Raw genomic sequence first — 18,723 nt, 5'->3', positions numbered from 1 at the left:
GACCGCATAAAGTGAAATATTCACCACACTTTTCCCCATAAAGTGAAATTTCCTCCAAAACGGGCGCAAAGCCTTACCCCGTAAGGCGCGGCGATTTCGGAATAACCGAACCGCACTGTGAATATTGCATGTAGTGCAAGCTTTTGCTCGCCGTAGGAGTGCCGGAAAATTGGAGCTATCTACGCCGGTTCGGGTTCACGAACGTCTCCAGCATCCTCGCTGCTTCAATGCTGCGATGAAAGAGGTCGCGGTCGACGCCAGCGTTCCTGGCGATGACGCTCTTGTTTGGCCTTCCGTAACACGTGGGAAGCGACTCGCCGCTTTGTTTCAACTGTTCCAGGTAGCTCCGCAATCGGACTACGGGGCGATCCGTGAAGTCGCCTGCAACTACTCGTCGATCACGTTCCTTGCACACAAAAGCGCGAAAAAGTTCGATTGCTTCTGGATTGGTGTAGAACACGTCGCGATCGAAACCGCACGCTCTCGCGACTGCGATTTTGTTAGGCAGGCCGCCTCGCCATGGCAGGGGTTGCCCGTTGTCTGTGAGATTCTGAAGATATGCGCGGAGTTGGTCGACGGGGTTTGGTTTCGTTTCTTTTGGCGTCCCAGCAGATCTGGCGCGGTTATCGTCGTTGAATGCTTGATGCAAAAGCTGAGAATCGCGGCGTTTGATGAAAGGAGACTTGCCGTTTTCGTAATGTGCAATTTCGAGTACTTTGATTCGTGCTTGACGGCAGATCTGTTTCAGATGCCGCGAACTCGACGCCCAGTCGGCAGCGCATCTGGCGAGCGGTACGTAGCTCTGGGCGAACCGCTCGACCGAATCTGCATCAATGTGGACCGACTTACCTCTCGTCACGTTCTTGAGGTATTTTTCATGGAGCAAGCCGCTTATTACCTGAACGTCGCACCCAATCGCTTGAGCGGCCTGCCTCTGTGTAAGTGCGCCTTCGGCAATGACAGCGCGGCTTGCTTCTGCGAGTGCCATGACTCGCTCTCTGTCAAAGAAGATTTCACCCAGGGTGTCGCCTGTTCTGCCCAAAGACGACAGCTCACCGTTCAGGTAGCCGATAAGAAGTTGCGCCTTATGCTCCACACTATGGAGCCGTAACGTGCGCAATATCTGACTCAGGCTGATCATCTGATCGGGTAAAGCCGCGTGTGCGATGAGCGGGCTACGATCGATCAGTCGCTCCCTGAACGCCATCAGATCAGCCCGATGATAGCCATATCGGAATGAAAGATGGTGACGCATAGGGAACTGGCCCAGATCCCGTAAGCGCTCGAGGACACTCACTGGGATTCCTATCCAGGCGGCTGCCTGGCGCTCTCCGAGAATCTCATTTCTTTGCGGTCGAGGCGGCAAAGTAATCGATTCGGTATCGACGACGTACCGCCGGTTCGTCCCGGCTCCTACACTGATAATATCCAGAGATCCTCTCTGATGCCATGCTTCAAGTGAGCGTATGTCGTGGCCGGTACGTCTTGAAAACTCTCTCAACGGGATGCGCCTGCGTTCATGAGAGCGATCAGGTATGGCTCTCGGATCTACGTACGATCGCTTTTCGTGTGCCAGTCCGAACTGGAGAAACTCGGAATGCAGCCAGTTAAATTTCATGCGCGTTTCTGGTGCGCCGAAGAACAGTTCGGAGAACTGCTCGAAGCGCTTATGAAATGAGGGAGCCTCCTTGCTCTGGCCGTGTAGGTCGAGAAACCGATGGAAGCCGTGAGGCCAATCCTCAAGAGCCTCTGCGGCGCCATCAATAAACTCCAGTGAATCTGGCGCGTAGGTCGCACGATTGAAGCGGCCGAATTTCGGAAGGTGCGTCAGCAATGAGCGCAGCGGCATGCTTAGCAACTGGCCAGTCGGGAAGCCTGCTACTGGCGTGGTTGATGAGAGTTCAACGCGCTCGAGATTGGCCTTCAGAACGGCCATCAGTGCAATGATCCGCTCACTTACGGTAGGTCGGATCTGCTCCGCTAAAGATGCGCTACATCTGCAGATGAGCAATCCGGGACGAAAGTGTGTCAGTCGATTCCCGCAACGCTCGCATTGAGATAGCAACTCCCGCCCATGCACGGGGCAAGCAACGGCGAGACTCAGATCAAAGAAGGCTTCTATGAATCCTCGATCAGATACGCATTCCGGACACAGTGCAGGACGTTGTAATCTCAAAGGGCTGGTAGTGAGGCTGCCACCAAGCTGATGTTCAAGGATTACGAAGCTCGTCTGGCGACCGACGGGCATCATATACGCGATGTTGCGAAGCGCTTCCGGACGCCGGCCCAGAATGGCTGCAAGTTTCGCCACAGGGAAACCCGCATTCGTCATTGCCCCCTGCTCAATTCCAGCGAGTTTGAGGATATGCCACGGCGTTTCATATCCGTTTGTCTCGGACACGCGCAGCGCATAGCCGAGCAGGCTTTCGGTTGGCGCGTGAAAAGGCGTGCGTACGAGCATCATGTGGCGCTCAGTGCCTCGCGGCTCGTCATGCGCTTGGAGCGGCCAGTGGCGCCTCTTCTGCTCTTTGGGGGTGGTTCAACGGATTTTCCAATAGTATGGGCGGCTGATAGAAGCTGATCGTTGGGAGTGGGACGGAACGACCTCGAAAACGGATTCAACAGATCGGTGCGCCCCTCTTCTGCCCATATTGCCTGATCTTGCGCAGCGGCAAGATCGGCCAGCGTGATTGTCTCCTTGCCTCCATCGATCGCATTCCAGACGACCTGCCTCAGGAACTTCGTCACATAGCCAATGAGGCCGCCGGAACCACAGTAGCATCGAAAAGCCATGCCTCTATCATCCAGCTTCGGTAAATCGAAATATCTGCTCATTGATTCATGAAATGCACCGAGAATGGCGATGAATTCATCCCGGTGGGCTTCAATCTTCCAGTCAAATCTCGGCATATGAACCGGAGCATAGAAACGCCCTTGAAACTGCTCGTTCTGGGTTAGGATTCCAACGGACGAGGGTAAGCCTGCGACGACCAGCACACAACGCAATTTGTCAACTAGCGTTTTTAGCCAGTCTGCGGCATCGTAGATTACTCTGTCTGAAGCTTTGTCGACGAAATGTTGGAACTCGTCAATTAAGATCATCAATGTGCCGCATTCCTTCATCAAGCGAACCAGTCTTCGCGTTTTATAATTTTCCGTTCCACTATTCAATGTTTGATCCTGCATGCCTTCGAGCATCGTTTCGGCCAGGCCTTTCACCGTTGGTTTGGACGGTGCAGTGACACAGAGGATAGGAATGTGCAGTCCCTCCTCACTGCGTGTAATTGGATGCGCGTCGGAAAACTCTGTAAGGACGCGGCTTTTTCCGGTGCGCGATTCGCCTACGACCGCAATACATATTGGCTCCCTTTTGCTGTGTGAAAATGCGAAGCATTGTTCGAGACGACTCGTCGCGTTTTCAAACGGCTGATGTGGCACCAGAGTGTCTTCGATCAGGCTAATGGGTGGCTTCTGTTTTTTCATCTTTTTTCTCGTGGATAGTCTTAGGTTCATTCTGACGGTCCGCGGTCGCGGTACCTTGGGGTAATCCGCCGTGGCGACGGGTTGGAGGTTGATGCCGGGTGCGTATCCGGAGTGGGGGCAACGTCATCCTGAAGAGAGCTATCAAAGTCGTCAGCAGCACTGCTTGAGGAAACTGGAAGGGCTGGTGTCTGCGGAACGCGTTCAGCAGTGGACGACTCGGTGGCATCCATGTTTCTGAAACGTGCCGCCTTCGAGCGCGTCCGACGTTTTTTATGAAAGATTTCTTCCTCTACAATCTTCCGGATCAGGGATTTTGCTTCTAGCCATCCTTCCGGAGAGTAGTTTTCAAGGTGCCTGTTGGCGAATCGCTTGCAAATTCTATGTTGATATAGCGACAGCGAAGCCGCATAGTCGATACGAAGACAAGGTACGTCGTACATTTCTGCCTTGTCTGGTGCGAGTACAACAATATGTCCCAGGTTCGATGTGTCGATGCGCACTTCTACACGAAGGCTGTCGCCGAGCCTTCGTCGCAGGTAGGTGAGTTCTACGGAGTTGTAGAAGAGGCCGTGAAGTTCAATTCCCTTATGAGACAAGGTCCGCTCATCGCACTTTCCGAAGATGAAATTGAGTGATTTCGGGTCGTCGGGGAGAGGGATGTCTTCCTGGCGAATACTGGAAGCCCATTTGATCGCGGGTGGTACGCCCAGCGATCGGTGTATTTTTTGGTGATATACATCGACCACCCAGATATGCGAAATTTTCTTGAGGGTACTCCACCGCACAACCGCGAATTTTGTTGGATCGTAGTCGTCCTTTTCGAGAATATTTCTGAATGTTGTTCCCGGTATTCCGTGAGAAACGTTCTCATTAAATGTCTTCAGGAATCGCTCGATCTTTCCCTTGAACCACGCTTTTTTGCGTGGTGAATAGTTAATTTCGATACCCGACGAATAGCATCCATTTTCGAAACTGTCACTATGAAATTCGAGACCATTGTCTACATCTAGCTGGCTCATGACACCGTAAGCTATCCATGCATTCTTGACTTCTGGATATGATTGAATGAGCGACGTTTTCGGCATAAAAGCATGTTGCAGACAGCGGGCCACAGTTAGGTGGCTAGGGGGTTCGAAGCTGATATGCAAGCCGAGTACACAACGTGTGGCACAGTCCAGACACGCTGTTACATACGGTCGTCCCAGCGGGAGCAGCGACTCATCGTCAACTACAATCAGATCAAGTGGCGTATGGTCTATTTGTGCGCGATCCAGGGGGGCGCCGGTCACGTGATGATGCAGGACTGCCCGGAAGCGTTTTTCCGCGGCAGTACGGCCATAACGGGCCACATAGCGGTCGAATTCGGGAATCCTGGCGATCGCACGTGCAACGAGACGGAACGTAGGCAAGGGCAGTTGCTGAGAGCTCGGTCGAAGCTTGTTCTCTTTGATAACCCTATCCAGTGCTTCATCGAGAGTGTCCTGGATTGTTTTTCTCTCCGAAGTCAGATAGATGTCTTCAATAGATTCTGCGACGAATGTGAGAACTTCATCCGGATAGCGTTCCTTTCTATTGCCCCTGAGTGCCTTGGCCGGAAGTAGTGCACGGATATCCCTCCCGGCATTAAGGTAGCGGAGCTTCCAACGCCAAACGGTTACCTCCGATGGACATTTCGCTGGCTTGTTTTTCAGCTTCTCCCATGTCCGATGTATCAAATCCCTGGTTTGCTGTCCCAGGCTTGGCATATCCATCACGGCTAGAACATATCTGCGCCGTATTTTTGCGATATCCCACGCTGCCTTGTCAGCGTGAGCCTCAGGGAGATAGCGGCGCCGAGAATTTCCTTCTGGGCGGACGGCGAACACAAGCTTTCCAGATTGATACAGCGCAAGAAGGTCACCTTGTCTGTATTCACGGATTCGCCTTGTGCGGTCGTCCTCGATCTGCCACGTATCGTCGTCGAGCTTTCTAAATAGAGTCCCATCTATGCCATCGATTATGACACGCACTCCTGCTCGAAATCTCGATGTACTCATTTTGGATTCCTTAAATACTGCACCAGATGAAAGTGGTTTTGGGATTCAAGGGAGCGTCGCAGGAGACGCTAAGCATGCCTTCGAGCGCGAGCCGGGAGATGATTGTGCGGCTGCGTGGACCAAGTAGGCCGGCATCCGCTGTACCCCAGTGGATATAACCCGTTTTTTCGAGGATGCGCAGCAGGTGCTCGCGTTCTGTCAACGTGATGGTCTTGCGCCCGTAGCGCAGCAGCGAAAGTGCGATTGAAAGACGAGGTTCCAGGGCAAGGGATTCCGAGGTAACGATGCGATAGGTATACCCATAGGACGGGAGCTGGGCCTTCAGTAGAGAAGTCAAGGCAACTTCGTCAGGGGAGGCAGCCTGTTCTGCTGTGCACACGCGCCAAAGCTCGCGTCCCGAGCTTAGATCGACCTGTATTTCTGGATAGTGCTTGAACGCCCGGTCGTTGCAGATGAGTTGGATCGCTAAAGGATATTCTCTGAAGGCGAGGACTCTCGGTTCTGCGTCAAGCAAGCGGAACGCGTTTAGCTCGCTGCTTTTTCCCCACTGCATCATCCTTCCCATCTTCCATGACGGATATTTCCCGGATGGCGTCGCGTTGGATCGGCTGACGATAGTTTTGGCACGTAACTGGCCCTCGGCAGGGTGAAGAATGGAGACAATCCGGTTCCCGGACGCGCTGATGGGTGTTTGCATGCGGACCCTGGTCGAAGGGGGTTCGTCGAATCTGATATCGATGCTGTGATTTGAATTGAGGCGGTTCATTCGAGCAGGCGACCGTCATTTCTTCGCGGATGGTCTCGCGCGGTGACTGTGTCTTCACGCTCTGCGCGGGTGTGCCCCGTAGCCTTCGAACCAGCTGTCGAGCTGGGCGAGGACGGTTACTGCGTCGCGCCGACCATAAGCGTAGAGGTAGTCAACCAGTAACGTCCTCGCGAACGACTCCGCCACGCCTTTGGATGCGGTACAGCTAAGTGCCGCAAAGCGCGGCAGCAGGCCAAGTCCTATCGCAAAGGCTACTGTCTCGTATGAAGTGTTGACACGCCCTTTGTCCGAGAGCCATTCGACTGCATGCGGCGTTCGATGCTGCCTAAATCGCCGCTTTATACACAGGCGCATGAAGTCTCGCAGTGAATCCCCGGTAAAACCGACCTTGCCCGCCGTCCACCCAATGATTTCGTGGGAATAGGTGTCAATGGCGAATGTCACACGGACGATTTCCCCGTTTTCACACCGCAATTCCAAGTTATCCGATACCCAACGCAAATTCGGGCCGGGGGTAATGATCTTGCCCTCATGCCGATGGTCCGGTGCCTTATCCGAAGGGCAATGCAGCAGCAGATTGTTTTGGCTCATGGACCGATGCAGCGATTTGCGGTTCAGGTTGGAGCGCCCCTTGTCACGTCGCAGACGATTCACGATAAGCATCGATAGGTCCTCCTAAGGCTCGTCAAGAAAGCAATCTTTGGCGGAATTTCTCACCTACGGAATGAACGCCATCGATCCATGGCGGTGCCGAGTGCCCGCCGGAGTTTCACTGTTTCCAGACAGGGTCGGGATCAATTAGTGTAGCTACGTTAAATATATATATGGTTATAAATTTTTGCAATAAATACAGATTATCGGTATTTCGATTCTTTTGGAATTATCTGTAAATGTTAAAAGATAATCGTGTTAATTTCGGCTCGTTCGCGCTGAGAGGAACTTCATGGTGCCTCGCCGCGCGCTGTTCAAGTGCGGCGTAATGTCTGATAAATCATTTGGAACGATTGGAAGCCGGGATATCCTCAGTGCGTTCGGGGCTTCACGATTCGTTGCGCCGCTCGACATACATATGCAAGCGACAGGGTGACGGTGAATCGTAGCCGGCCTCATTCACATGCGCGGATCGAATCATTAAACGGCGCAATGCGAGCATCAACTAGACGGGATTTACATTCATTCCGGTTTGAGAGTTAGCCGTCCATTTTTTGTCCGATTCGACCATCTTGTCCCGGCACCGAGACGGTCTACATGCTTCTGAAGTCCCCGAGCCCACGAAAAATCCGCCTCAAGGCCGAGGTCCCGCACGAGCCTGACCACCTTCACCCGGTGGCAATGGCTCAGAAACTCGTCCAGCACGTCGGCGCGCAGATTGCGCAGGCCTACCATCAGGTTGCTCGCTTCCTCAAACGACTGCCCCTTGCCGATGTCGCTGGCAAGTTCCAGGATGGCGCGTTCTGGCACTGACACCTTGACCTCCGGGTCGCCAGAGGGGAGTGGCTTGAGGCCGTTTTCGTAGGGCAGATCGACGTCGAACAGCGCCGTGGTCTGAAACGAGTAGCTGAGGTGCTGGTCCACCCACGAGGGGATGCGATAGGGCTTCTGGCCCCATAGCACAACCTTCTCGTGAAACGCGATGTTGTGACGGACGCCCTGCCACGAAAGCGCAGTTTTTCCCCCAACGTGAAGACCGGCGATGCGTCGACTCAGATACGCGATCGAACCATCCCTTGTTGGCGCGTCCCCGGTCAAAAGGTATGCGCCGTTCGAGAGCCGTTGCAGCCAGCCGGATTTGACCATGTGGGACGCGAGCGCAGCACTGATTCCCATGTCCCTGAGCATGCCTGAATCGACAGGATGGCCGCGCCGGCTTTCCTGCATCAATCGCTGGACTGTTTTGTTGCTCATCGTCTCCCGCCGTTTCGCGTTATCTGGTCTCAGTATATGCCGACTTCATTTGATTATCTGCAAATGTTTAACGCGGTATACGATTTGAGGTATCAAGCAGTCAGGCGTGTTGCACGCCTGGCCCTTCAGAATGTTCGCTGCTGATTGCTTGCGGAACGGTCAGAGGAAACTACCGAAAACGCCGCTGTTTGTGGCGAGAGCAGAGTGATTACCGGAGTAGTGTTTAATGCGTAAAATCTGCTGGAGGGCGCTTCGCTTCGCACAAATTCTTTCAAATAGCGTTCCAAGAGAACCATAGAAACGAACCCAGCTCGCGTACGACCATAGCCCGCAAAGTTGTTCCAATGGGAGGGTGAGAATTCAATGCAAATCGTGGGGGTCAGGATTCCGTGCAAATCGACACGATGTCGTTTCGTCAGTATTGAACGCCGCCTGCTTGGGGAGAGTATTCGTGTGCTCGTTGCGGATAGGAAGCTCGAAAGTTCTAGAAAAGAATCGTCCTCGAATCGTCATGGTCATTTAACGTCGCCTGTCTCGTGTGCGAGGATTCCCGGGACAGGATCATTTGCGCTTACCGGATGACCTCAAAAACTCGTCGCCGCCTTCCGTGTCGGCGTTGCCACGAAAGGAGCGACGTTAGACCTCAACCGTCTCAATATTCAAAAGCGAGGGGCGCAGCGAGACGACTTAGGCCACATGAGATCCCGAGCATTGCTCATCCGGGCTTAAGTCTCAAGCGTAGGATAGTCCGTGAGCCCGCGCGGGCCGGGTGCATAAAATGTCGAGTGGTCGGGCGCGTTGAGGGGCGCATCAAGGGCGATTCGACGGACGAGATCCGGATTTGCGAGAAACACGCGCCCGAATGCAACTGCATCAAGCACGCCACTCTCGACGGCCCGCCGGCCATCGCCGGGCACGAAATCACCTGCGCCAATCAACCGCCCACGGTACATGTCGCGGATTTCTTCGAAAGATAACCCCTCGCCCCATCCTCGTGCACGATCATCGTGCGTAACACGCGTCACATGAACGTACGCCAACTCAATACGCGATAGATCAGCCAGAAGCGACGCAAACGTAACGGACGACGCAGTGTCCGATTCGCCACGAACTGGTGCACTCGGAGAGAATTTGATGCCCACGCGGTCTGGTCCGATGGCGTTTGCAACCGCCGCGACGATTTCTCGTGTCAACCGCGTACGGTTGCTCGTATCCCCTCCGTAGTGGTCGACACGCAAATTTGCCGACGGACGAAGAAAGCGATCGAGCAGGTTAGAGCTACCGCTATGAATTTCTACTGCGTCAAATCCGATCTCTCGCGCGCGCTGTGCAGCTCTCGCGAAGTCCAACGGGATTTGCACAATATCGATAGCGTCCAAATCGTGTGGGTGCAGTTCATCCGTGAGTGCCCAGTATTTCGGTCGCTCCTCACCAGGTGGATTCAATCGGGCACGCCCGACGTGCCAGAGTTGCGCTGCGATCAGACCACCTCGAGCGTGAACGGCATTCACAACGCTTCGCCACGCAGCGAGCTGAGTGTCCGTATATAACCCTGGGACATTCGGCCAGCCATCGCCATAATTTCGGATAGCGATAGACTCAGAAATGATCAGGCCTGCCGTGGCGCGCTGAGCGTAGTACGTACCGACGTAATCTGGTGGCGCTTGATCGGCATCTGCGCGCATTCGTGTCATTGGCGACATGATTACGCGATTCTCAAGGCGTAGCGCGCCAAGTGAGACGGGAGTGAGAAGTTCGTTCGCTATCATGGGTACCTCTTTAAATGTATCAATGATGATCGCATATATGGGCGCCGTTCTGCAAGACCAAAAATAGAGCATCGAAAATCTGGGGGGGCTCGGGAGGGCAGAGGTATTACTTCCCAAATGTTACAGCGGGACATCGCGATGTGCGTCGCGGTGAAGAGCAAGCGATCGCAGTCGAACGTGGGAGTGGTGACACGATTTCCCTCAATCCCGGTGGGCAGTAGCTCAAACGGCGAATCTGCAATTTCGACCTTGGCCGAGGTGGGACGCTCAGAGACTCTAGCGAGATTCCAGCGTCGGAATGGTCCTTGCGTTGTCGGAAAACCAATTCAGTTGGCGAACAATCGAGAGATCGTTGGGTGTTCGCCGAGGACGTTGTTAGATGCAGGCATGTAACACTTATCGATGATTCAGGGCGGTCACATTCTTCCGTATCGACATCGCTTCTTCCGTGGTGGAGAGTACTGCACAGCAGTGTTTTACTCCCCAATTCTCGGGCGCAATGTCTTCGTAGTGTCACGAGAGGCGGGGTTGGCGCTCGGATTTAGGGCAGAACTGTGTGTTGGTGTTTCGCCAACGTTTTCGCAAGGCGAACGAGGGATTTGAACTGAAAAGCTAACATTGTTCCATGTGCAGAGGGTTGTGGTACTACCCGGCATCGACTCATTGCCAGGTGCCGATATGTTTGGCATCTGATCTCGTGAATCCGAACGGACGCTCAGGTCAGCATTGGTTCGTCGCAGTGCGGTGAGTTCCGCAACCCGCGCGATAAGGTAAAGAAGAGACGTCTCCCGCGAGGCCATCGGCTCGCACCGTCATCGGCACCCGACTAACTTTTCGGATGCCAGAGTTCACGCTAGTGATGGTTCGCCTTGAACAGCGGTCATCCAATGTTCGCGCAATAGGCTGTGCAATAGGGGAACTGCTTGGTTAAGCAGCGGCCCGTGTGGACGTTGTGCGGAAGTGGCGATCCATAACGTGGTTTCGAGAGTCGGCTGACGGATAGGCCGCACGTGAAAATCATGCTCGTGCCCGCGCGATCGGACTGCCTTAAGCGACAGTACCGCATGTACGTCTTCATCACGTACGAGAGTCAGGATCGCTGGGATACTTTCGATTTCGAGCGCGATTCGTGGCTTCAGCGCGGCCTGCGCCATGCTTGCTTCGACGAGCATACGAATCGAATGAGGCCGGCTCGGCATGACGAGATCCCGTTCGGCTACTTCTGCCAGGCTAATTTCGTCGTCGATTGGAATGGTGGCTCGAGCCGCGCCGGTTTTGCGACCGGAGACCAGATATAGCTGCTCATCGAGTACTGGCGCTAAATCAACGCCAGAAGAAGTGGGGACAGTATAGACCACGGCGCAGTCGACACGCCCAATCGCCAGCCACTCCAGCACGTATGTGGACAACCCCTCAAGGACGCTAAGGGTAGCTTTGGGGAAGCGCTCGCGAAAGGCTCTGACGAGTGGCGCCGTAAGCGTATGGCTGACGCTAGGCGGCAGCGCCACTACGAGCCGTCCCGTCGAGGCGCCTCGACCTTCCTCCATGTCGAGTTGGGCTCGCTCAATTTGTGCGAGGACGCTCCGCCCGTGCTCCAGAAAGCGCTTGCCCGCTTCGGTCAACGTTACGCCCCGACCGTTACGCTCCAGAAGCGTCTGCCGGAACTCCACCTCTAATGCGCGCACCTGCCGACTCAGTACTGGCTGGGCGACGGAAAGGAAATTCGAGGCCCGTGTGAAGCTTCCCAGTTCCGCGACATGGACGAAGAATTCCAACTGACGAAGCTCCATGGCAGTCTCCTGAGTTGCAATTTATGCATATCTAATATGACGGATATGTCATTGCAGAATGACAGATAAAGCGAAAGAATGCAAGCACATCAACGCGGCGAGATCGATGAAGTCCCTGCAGCGCGCAATGTCATGTCGCCTCATGCGTGCCGACACGTCGGACGGGCGAACTTTCGACGTCATCAATCTTCCGATCGATGTCGATACGTGCGACCGACTGCGGCTTGGTGTAATGGTGTCCCCCAATCGGGGTCGGATTCACTGACTGAGTGAGGCGCACCCCTGATGGGCAAGTTCGGGATAGCGAGCCGCCGCAACCGGCCCGGCATAGATCCGGAGTCCCTGTTTGACTCGCTGCGTTGAGATCGACCCAAACAATCCTCATACATTTCGACGCGTGGAGTTTCTGCGGATGGCGCGATTGAATACGCGCGGCGAGGTCATGGTGGGTAACTCGGTACATATTGGAGAAGACGCAACATGATCATTGATTGTCACGGCCACTACACGACTGCGCCGAAGTCGTTGGAGGAGTGGCGCAACCGCCAGATCGCTGCGCTGAACGCTCCGGTTGAAAAACCGGCAATGAAAGATCTAAAGATCAACGATGACGAACTCCGCGAATCAATTGCTTCCAATCAGTTGAAGAAGATGCAGGAGCGCGGCAGCGACCTGACGATCTTCTCTCCGCGTGCCAGTTTCATGGCCCACCACATCGGCGACTTCGAGACGAGCGCGACGTGGAGCGCGATATGCAACGAACTCTGCTATCGAGTTTCGCAACTCTTTCCTGATAATTTTATTGGCGCCGCAATGCTGCCCCAGTCTCCGGGCGTCGACCCGAAGACCTGCATCCCTGAGTTAGAGAGATGCGTCAAGGAGTACGGATTTGTTGGTCTTAACCTGAACCCTGATCCGTCGGGTGGACATTGGACCTCGCCGCCATTGTCGGATCGTTACTGGTATCCCATCTACGAAAAGATGGTCGAGTACCAGATTCCAGCGATGGTGCATGTTTCGACCAGTTGCAACGCCTGCTTCCATACCACAGGCGCGCATTATTTGAACGCCGACACAACAGCATTCATGCAGTGTCTTACCTCGGATCTGTTCAAGGATTTTCCGGATCTGAAGTTTGTGATCCCACATGGCGGGGGTGCAGTTCCATACCACTGGGGGCGCTTCCGCGGACTCGCGCAGGAGTTGAAGAAGCCGTTGCTCAGTGAGCACCTACTCAAGAATATTTTCTTTGATACCTGCGTATATCACCAACCAGGCATTGACCTGCTGACAAAGGTTATACCAGTTGACAACGTCCTGTTTGCAAGCGAAATGATTGGTGCAGTGCGCGGTGTCGATCCGGAGACAAACTTCTACTACGACGACACCAAACGCTATATCGAGGCTTCGATCAATCTGTCATCAGAGGATCGGCACAAGATTTATGAAGGTAATGCAAGACGTGTTTATCCACGCCTTGATGTGCAACTAAAACAGAAAGGGCTGTGAGAATCATGATCGATACCAATCTTGGTAGCCAGCTTGGTGTGGTGAAGCGCAACATCGTTCGTGCTGACCCAGGTGCAGTACAGCAGCTTTCAGCTTTGGGCGTAGCAACTATCCATGAGGCAATGGGCCGAATGGGGTTGATGAAAACCTACATGCGTCCAATTTATGCCGGGGCGTACGCCTGTGGTCCCGCAGTGACCGTGCTTTTGCACCCGGGTGACAACTGGATGATGCACGTGGTTGCCGAACAGATTCAGCCGGGTGACGTCGTCGTTGCGGCGGTAACGGCCGACAGTACGGACGGGTTCTTTGGGGACCTTTTAGCCACTAGCTTTCTAGCCCGCGGAGCGGCGGGTCTAGTAATCGATGGGGGATGCCGCGATGTCTACGGCCTAACCGAAATGAAGTTCCCCGTATTCTCGAAGGCAGTCAGTGCAAAGGGTACGGTCAAGGCGACGCTCGGATCGGTAAATATACCTGTCGTGTGCGCTGGAGCCCTAGTGAATCCGGGTGATGTTGTGATCGCTGACGATGACGGTGTTGTCGTCGTACCCGCCGCGTTGGCGGCGCAGGTCGCCGATGCTGGTTTAGCGCGCGAAGCTAACGAGGCACAGAAACGGAAGAAGCTGGCCGCGGGTGAGCTCGGTCTTGACATGTATTCAATGCGCGAATCGCTAAACCGGGCAGGTCTCAAGTACATCGATTGACCTCGATCGTCTGCAGACCGCGTTTAACGCCTCTGACGCTGGCATGTCGTGGTCTATTGAGATTCAGGCCATATTACATCCGATCAAGAAATAACCTGAGATGGTGCGAGAAAGAAGATGAGTGAGCGTTTCCATAAAACACCCGGTTGGCTCGACTGGTTCGAAGGTCCTTCGTTGCCCCAATTCAAGTTGCCGCCCGGATCAGTGGACGCCCACTGCCATGTTTTCGGGCCGGCAGAGCGGTTTCCTTATGCTCCTGAGCGCAAGTACACTCCCTGTGACGCTACCAGGGACCAACTCTTTGCGCTGCGCGATCACTTGGGCTTTGAGCGCAACGTGATTGTGCAGGCCACCTGCCACGGTGCAGATAACCGCGCACTAGTCGATGCGTGCTTGAACTCTGATGGCAAGGCGCGCGGCGTAGCAACTGTCAAACGCGATGTGAGCGAGCACGAGTTGCAAGGATTGCATGACGCTGGCATACGCGGAGTACGATTCAATTTCGTCAAGAGGCTGGTTGACTTCACGCCAAAGGAAGATTTGATCGACATTGCGCATCGCGTCGCCCGACTCGGCTGGCATATTGTTGTCTATTTTGAAGCTGCAGATTTACCAGAACTCTGGGACTTCTTTACGGACTTGCCGACGATTCTGGTGATTGATCACATGGGGCGGCCTGACGTATCCATGCCTGTCGACGGAGAGGAGTTTGATCTCTTCGTGAGATTCATGCACGAGCATCCGAACGTATGGTCTAAAGTAAGCTGTCCGGAGCGACTATCTCTGACTGGAAAACCTGCGCTGAACGGCGAGCAAGATGCCTATCACGATGTCGTTCCGTTCGCTAGGCGGATAGTCGAAACATTCCCTGATCGCGTGCTTTGGGGCACTGACTGGCCTCACCCAAATCTGAAGAGCCATATGCCAGATGATGGTTTGCTCGTTGATTTCATCCCTCGAATAGCCACAACCGCGGAACTTCAGAAAAAGTTGCTCGTCGATAACCCTCTACGCCTGTACTGGGGAGAATGATGGATACAGCTACCGAGCGCGACTATCGCACGATCCCTGGGACCTACGTGTTCGATGGTGAACATTGCCGCAATGGATACGCGTTGAATATGTTCTGCAAATCACTCGATCTGGAGAGCAATCGTGAAGCCTTTCGGTCCGATTCGTGGGGTTATCTGCAGAAATTCAAGATGAGCGAAGATCAGTGTCGCGCGGTGCTGGATCGGGATTGGCTCGCTATGCTGAGACTCGGCGGAAACATTTATTACACTTTTAAGCTCGCCATCTTCGATGGCCTGACAATGCAACACGTTGGGGCCGCCATGTCGGCAAACGCGATGTCCGTGGATGAGTTCCGCACGATGATGACTTCTGGGGGAAGATCAATCGAGGGTAATCGCACCGTTGAGGAGTGGACTCATGGCTAAGTTTGTTGGAGGCGTCGGCACTTCGCACGTGCCATCGATTGGCGCGGCAATCGATCATGCCAAGACGCAGGATCCCTACTGGAAGCCGCTATTTGACGGCGTTGCTCCTGCACGTGAGTGGATGGACGCAGTCAAGCCCGACGTCGTGATCGTTATCTATAACGATCACGCTTCACGATTCGGACTCGATTTGACACCCACTTTCGCCATAGGCATGGCAGAGGAGTTCCCGCCTCACGACGAAGGTTATGGCCCGCGACCTGTTCCCGTGTGTCAAGGCGATCCGGACTTGGCTTGGCATCTGACTGAGTCGCTGGTATTGAAAGACGAATTCGACGTCGCAATGGTTGGCGAGATGTCGGTCGACCACGGCCTTACGGTGCCACTGTCGCTGATGTTCGGGCAGCCCGATCAGTGGCCTTGTCGTGTGATTCCGCTGTGCGTCAATGTGATTCAATATCCTCAGCCGACCGCTTTGCGCTGCTTCAAGCTGGGACAAGCACTTCGTCGAGCGATCGATTCGTATGGCCCGGATATCAAAGTGGCGCTGCTCGGAACGGGCGGAATGTCTCATCAACTGCAAGGTGAGCGTGCCGGATTGATCAACGCTGCGTATGATCAACGTTGGCTAGACTGCATGGCGAATGACCCGTTGTCGCTGACGAAGGTCGGGCACACCGAGCTCCTGCGCGAGGCTGGCTCTGAAGGTCTCGAGATCATCATGTGGCTCATCATGCGTGGAGCGATGAACGAATCCGTACGTCAGATTCATCGCTTCTACCATGTACCTGCATCGAACACAGCCTTCGGCTTACTGGTATTGGAGGACGCGTGACAACTTCGGTCAAGGTCGCGGTGGTCGGTGCCGGGGCTTTCGGTATTCAGCATCTGGATGCGATTTCGAAGCTCAACGAAGCGGAGGTCGTTGCGCTTGTAGGCAGGGACTTGCAGGGGACGCACGAAATTGCCAGTCGCTATGGTATTGCGCGGGCTAGCGCCGAGCTGGACGAGGTCCTGGCACGTCCCGAGATTGACGCGGTGATTCTTTGTACGCCGACGCCCTTGCATGCCGCGCAGGCGATTGCCTGTCTCCAGTCCGGTAAGCACGTGCAAGTCGAGATTCCGTTGGCCGACTCCCTAGACGATGCTGAAACGGTAGCACTTTGGCAGGAGCGTACAGGTTTGGTTGCGATGTGTGGACACACGCGACGCTTTAATCCAGGCCACCAGTGGCTGCGAAATCGTATCCTCGCCGGACAGTTTTCGTTGCGCCAGCTTGACGTGCAGACCCATTTTCTGCGCCGATCAAATACGAATGCACTCGGGCAACCGCGAAGCTGGACAGATCATCTGCTCTGGCACCATGCAGCTCATACTGTCGACCTGTTTCAGTATCAAACCGGAGAAGACATCATCGCGGCTAACGTGCTTGAAGGGCCGATTCATCCGGCGCTTGGCATTGCGCTTGATATGTCAATCCAGCTAAAAAGCCGAGGTGGTGCGTTGTGTACGCTTTCGCTGAGTTTCAATAATGCAGGGCCACTGGGATCGACCTTTCGATATATAGGTGATGGCTCGACCTATATTGCACGCTATGACGAGTTGACCGACGGAAAGGGAGAAAGCGTCAATCTCGACTTGAGCGAGCTAGGATTGGGAGGTGTCGCACGACAAGATCGTGAATTTTTCGCTGCGATCCGCGAAAGGCGCGAACCGAACGCGAGCGTGATGGGTGTGCTTCCATGCTATCGGGTGCTGCACCAGCTAGAGCAGAAGCTGAAATGAGAAATTTTATTAACGAATTTGTGTATCGGCGCTGACATAGCAGCTATGTACGAAGTGGTATTTCTCGCGCGACGTTATTCGAATACAGTAAATCAAATTGGTTCGGGTTTGTCTTGCGTTAAGTCAGAGCAGAACTCGCGTCGGGTTGGCGATTCGCTTTAGGCATCTGATTGAAGTCAGAAACGGGACAAGGGCGTGTCATAGGATACGCACTGACTTATAAAAATAAGTTGGTTAAATAATTAGTATGGCTAAATAAAGCCAGATGGAGACATCATTTTGAGGAATTCTAGCCGTTCGGGCCGAAGCTGCTCGATGGTCCTGGGTGCGTTCGCGATCATTCACTCCGCTGGAGCGATGGCGGTCGACGGGCTATACCTCAGTGCACTGGATGTGAAATCGGCAGGCATGGCCGGGACCTCGATTGCATTTCCACAGGACAGCGGGGCGGCCGGAACCAACCCGGCGGGGATGGCTCTTGTTGGATCGCGTGCCGACTTTGGTGTGCAACTACTCGAGCCATTGATCGATTTTCAGTATGGTGATCCGTCGAACAAGCTGCATTCGGGAAAGGTGTACCCGGTACCGGAAGGCGGGATCAATTGGCAATTGAGTCCTCGCGTTACGCTCGGCGTCTCACTGTTTGGAGCCGGAGTGGGAACAAGTTACGGTCGACCGGCGCTGCCCATACCCGGCGCAGGCGTCGCGCAATCGAGTCTGCAGACGGCAATTGCAGCGCCAACGATCACCTACAGACTGGACGAACACAACATCATAGGTGCAAGCCTGGCTCTCGCGTATCAGCGGTTTTCAGCGGAGGGCGCGATTGTGCCAACGGGGTCAGGGGATCTGCAGCCGGTCCCGTCTCATGGCATCGCAAGTGCATTTGGTTATGGTGCACGTTTTGGCTATCTGTGGCAACCAACCCGGGTCTTCACATTTGGCGCGAGCTACGCGACACGTATTCGGATGGGGAGGTTGTCTGGGTATGACAACGACTTGCTTGCGGCGGCGGGTGGTCGCATAGATGTCGGGGAGCAATACGGAGTAGGTATCGCGTACAAGATCGTACCCGCCGTCGTGCTAGCGGCTGACTGGATGCACTTCGAGGTTTCCAACACAGTCTTGGGTTCAGCGCAGGGATTCGGGTGGCAGAACCAGGATGTCTTTCGCATCGGCGCCGCCTGGGACGTTAGCTCTCGCTGGACGTTGCGTACCGGATTCTCACGAGGAAACCACGCATTCGGACCCTCTGTGGTGGCGCAAAATCTGTTGTCGGCGTTGCCCAATTCCACTTCCATTTCCGTTGGGACGACATATCGAATTGGACGAGACAACGAAGTAAGCGGTGTGTTCGAGTACGGATTTCCAGTGACGGTCAACGGGACCGGCGCGAGTGCAGGCTTTAGTAGTTACTCAAAGACGGAAGTATTTGGTCTTAGCTTTGGTCACAATTTCTGAAGGTGGTGCATTTGGAAGACATTCATGCTTTTGGACATTAGAGATTAGCGATCGCGTGCAGTGAAAGTATAAG

15 protein-coding genes are annotated in these 18,723 nt (G+C 54.4%); 7 read left to right on the top strand and 8 right to left on the bottom strand.

What is annotated here, in order from left to right; translation table 11 throughout:
• Nucleotides 1–175 precede the first annotated feature (175 nt).
• The 8 genes from A6V37_RS35095 to A6V37_RS35050 all read right to left on the bottom strand — a co-directional run bounded on the left by A6V37_RS35095 (nucleotide 176) and on the right by A6V37_RS35050 (nucleotide 11,749).
• Nucleotides 176–2,464, bottom strand: a complete 2,289-nt coding sequence (locus A6V37_RS35095; protein WP_064271908.1) for a TniQ family protein — start codon at nucleotides 2,462–2,464, stop codon at nucleotides 176–178.
• The gene (locus tag A6V37_RS35090) at nucleotides 2,461–3,483 is read right to left on the bottom strand and encodes a TniB family NTP-binding protein (RefSeq protein ID WP_064271909.1); all 1,023 of its coding nucleotides are present in this window, start codon (nucleotides 3,481–3,483) and stop codon (nucleotides 2,461–2,463) included. The genes A6V37_RS35095 and A6V37_RS35090 overlap by 4 nt, the downstream gene beginning before the upstream one ends.
• Nucleotides 3,484–3,509: 26 nt before the next feature.
• Nucleotides 3,510–5,519 (bottom strand): Mu transposase C-terminal domain-containing protein, encoded by a 2,010-nt coding sequence (locus A6V37_RS39730; protein ID WP_082904894.1) that lies wholly within the window; start codon nucleotides 5,517–5,519, stop codon nucleotides 3,510–3,512.
• A gap of 10 nt (nucleotides 5,520–5,529) precedes the next feature.
• The gene (locus A6V37_RS35075) at nucleotides 5,530–6,216 is read right to left on the bottom strand and encodes a hypothetical protein (protein ID WP_064272041.1); all 687 of its coding nucleotides are present in this window, start codon (nucleotides 6,214–6,216) and stop codon (nucleotides 5,530–5,532) included.
• 123 nt (nucleotides 6,217–6,339) lie between these two features.
• Nucleotides 6,340–6,948, bottom strand: a complete 609-nt coding sequence (locus tag A6V37_RS35070) for a DDE-type integrase/transposase/recombinase (protein ID WP_064271912.1) — start codon at nucleotides 6,946–6,948, stop codon at nucleotides 6,340–6,342.
• 510 nt (nucleotides 6,949–7,458) lie between these two features.
• Nucleotides 7,459–8,190 carry a type IV toxin-antitoxin system AbiEi family antitoxin domain-containing protein gene (locus A6V37_RS35065; RefSeq protein WP_064271913.1) on the bottom strand — a complete coding sequence of 244 codons (732 nt, stop codon included), beginning with the start codon at nucleotides 8,188–8,190 and terminating at the stop codon, nucleotides 7,459–7,461.
• 725 nt (nucleotides 8,191–8,915) lie between these two features.
• Complete coding sequence (locus A6V37_RS39725) at nucleotides 8,916–9,959, bottom strand: oxidoreductase (protein ID WP_075643608.1); 1,044 nt, start codon at nucleotides 9,957–9,959, stop codon at nucleotides 8,916–8,918.
• 848 nt (nucleotides 9,960–10,807) lie between these two features.
• On the bottom strand, nucleotides 10,808–11,749 hold the full coding sequence (locus tag A6V37_RS35050; protein ID WP_064271916.1) for a LysR substrate-binding domain-containing protein: 942 nt from the start codon (nucleotides 11,747–11,749) through the stop codon (nucleotides 10,808–10,810).
• 480 nt (nucleotides 11,750–12,229) lie between these two features.
• Between A6V37_RS35050 and A6V37_RS35045 the strand changes: the two genes are divergently transcribed.
• The 7 genes from A6V37_RS35045 (at nucleotide 12,230) to A6V37_RS35015 (ending at nucleotide 18,650) form a co-directional block, all read left to right on the top strand.
• Nucleotides 12,230–13,258, top strand: a complete 1,029-nt coding sequence (locus A6V37_RS35045) for an amidohydrolase family protein (RefSeq protein ID WP_064271917.1) — start codon at nucleotides 12,230–12,232, stop codon at nucleotides 13,256–13,258.
• Nucleotides 13,259–13,263: 5 nt separating this feature from the next.
• Complete coding sequence (gene ligK / locus A6V37_RS35040) at nucleotides 13,264–13,965, top strand: 4-carboxy-4-hydroxy-2-oxoadipate aldolase/oxaloacetate decarboxylase (RefSeq protein WP_064271918.1); 702 nt, start codon at nucleotides 13,264–13,266, stop codon at nucleotides 13,963–13,965.
• A 117-nt stretch (nucleotides 13,966–14,082) separates the two neighbouring features.
• Nucleotides 14,083–14,997 (top strand): amidohydrolase family protein, encoded by a 915-nt coding sequence (locus tag A6V37_RS35035; RefSeq protein WP_064271919.1) that lies wholly within the window; start codon nucleotides 14,083–14,085, stop codon nucleotides 14,995–14,997.
• Nucleotides 14,997–15,404 (top strand): protocatechuate 4,5-dioxygenase subunit alpha, encoded by a 408-nt coding sequence (gene ligA / locus A6V37_RS35030; protein ID WP_064272042.1) that lies wholly within the window; start codon nucleotides 14,997–14,999, stop codon nucleotides 15,402–15,404. Before A6V37_RS35035 ends, ligA begins: the two co-directional genes overlap by 1 nt.
• On the top strand, nucleotides 15,397–16,239 hold the full coding sequence (locus A6V37_RS35025; protein ID WP_064271920.1) for a class III extradiol dioxygenase subunit beta: 843 nt from the start codon (nucleotides 15,397–15,399) through the stop codon (nucleotides 16,237–16,239). The genes ligA and A6V37_RS35025 overlap by 8 nt, the downstream gene beginning before the upstream one ends.
• A complete protein-coding gene (locus tag A6V37_RS35020; protein WP_064271921.1) occupies nucleotides 16,236–17,189 on the top strand; it encodes a Gfo/Idh/MocA family oxidoreductase in 954 nt (317 codons plus the stop codon). The genes A6V37_RS35025 and A6V37_RS35020 overlap by 4 nt, the downstream gene beginning before the upstream one ends.
• Nucleotides 17,190–17,504: 315 nt before the next feature.
• Nucleotides 17,505–18,650, top strand: a complete 1,146-nt coding sequence (locus tag A6V37_RS35015; RefSeq protein WP_064271922.1) for an OmpP1/FadL family transporter — start codon at nucleotides 17,505–17,507, stop codon at nucleotides 18,648–18,650.
• The last annotated feature ends 73 nt before the right edge of the window (nucleotides 18,651–18,723 follow it).

This window comes from Paraburkholderia ginsengiterrae (assembly GCF_001645125.1).
Classification (GTDB): Bacteria; Pseudomonadota; Gammaproteobacteria; order Burkholderiales; family Burkholderiaceae; genus Paraburkholderia; species Paraburkholderia ginsengiterrae.
The sequence above is the reverse complement of the archived record's forward strand: the minus strand, read 5'-3'. Positions and strand labels throughout refer to the sequence as shown.

What these genes read in the sequence shown, in the direction of transcription:
- A6V37_RS35045 (WP_064271917.1), top strand. Translation starts at nt 12,230, where the DNA reads ATGATCATTGATTGTCACGGCCACTACACGACTGCGCCGAAGTCGTTG.
- A6V37_RS35090 (WP_064271909.1), bottom strand. Translation starts at nt 3,483, where the DNA reads ATGAAAAAACAGAAGCCACCCATTAGCCTGATCGAAGACACTCTGGTG.
- A6V37_RS35095 (WP_064271908.1), bottom strand. Translation starts at nt 2,464, where the DNA reads ATGATGCTCGTACGCACGCCTTTTCACGCGCCAACCGAAAGCCTGCTC.
- ligA (WP_064272042.1), top strand. Translation starts at nt 14,997, where the DNA reads ATGGATACAGCTACCGAGCGCGACTATCGCACGATCCCTGGGACCTAC.
- A6V37_RS39730 (WP_082904894.1), bottom strand. Translation starts at nt 5,519, where the DNA reads ATGAGTACATCGAGATTTCGAGCAGGAGTGCGTGTCATAATCGATGGC.
- A6V37_RS35035 (WP_064271919.1), top strand. Translation starts at nt 14,083, where the DNA reads ATGAGTGAGCGTTTCCATAAAACACCCGGTTGGCTCGACTGGTTCGAA.
- A6V37_RS35015 (WP_064271922.1), top strand. Translation starts at nt 17,505, where the DNA reads ATGGTCCTGGGTGCGTTCGCGATCATTCACTCCGCTGGAGCGATGGCG.
- A6V37_RS35075 (WP_064272041.1), bottom strand. Translation starts at nt 6,216, where the DNA reads ATGCAAACACCCATCAGCGCGTCCGGGAACCGGATTGTCTCCATTCTT.
- A6V37_RS35025 (WP_064271920.1), top strand. Translation starts at nt 15,397, where the DNA reads ATGGCTAAGTTTGTTGGAGGCGTCGGCACTTCGCACGTGCCATCGATT.
- A6V37_RS35065 (WP_064271913.1), bottom strand. Translation starts at nt 8,190, where the DNA reads ATGAGCAACAAAACAGTCCAGCGATTGATGCAGGAAAGCCGGCGCGGC.
- A6V37_RS35050 (WP_064271916.1), bottom strand. Translation starts at nt 11,749, where the DNA reads ATGGAGCTTCGTCAGTTGGAATTCTTCGTCCATGTCGCGGAACTGGGA.
- A6V37_RS35070 (WP_064271912.1), bottom strand. Translation starts at nt 6,948, where the DNA reads ATGCTTATCGTGAATCGTCTGCGACGTGACAAGGGGCGCTCCAACCTG.
- ligK (WP_064271918.1), top strand. Translation starts at nt 13,264, where the DNA reads ATGATCGATACCAATCTTGGTAGCCAGCTTGGTGTGGTGAAGCGCAAC.
- A6V37_RS39725 (WP_075643608.1), bottom strand. Translation starts at nt 9,959, where the DNA reads ATGATAGCGAACGAACTTCTCACTCCCGTCTCACTTGGCGCGCTACGC.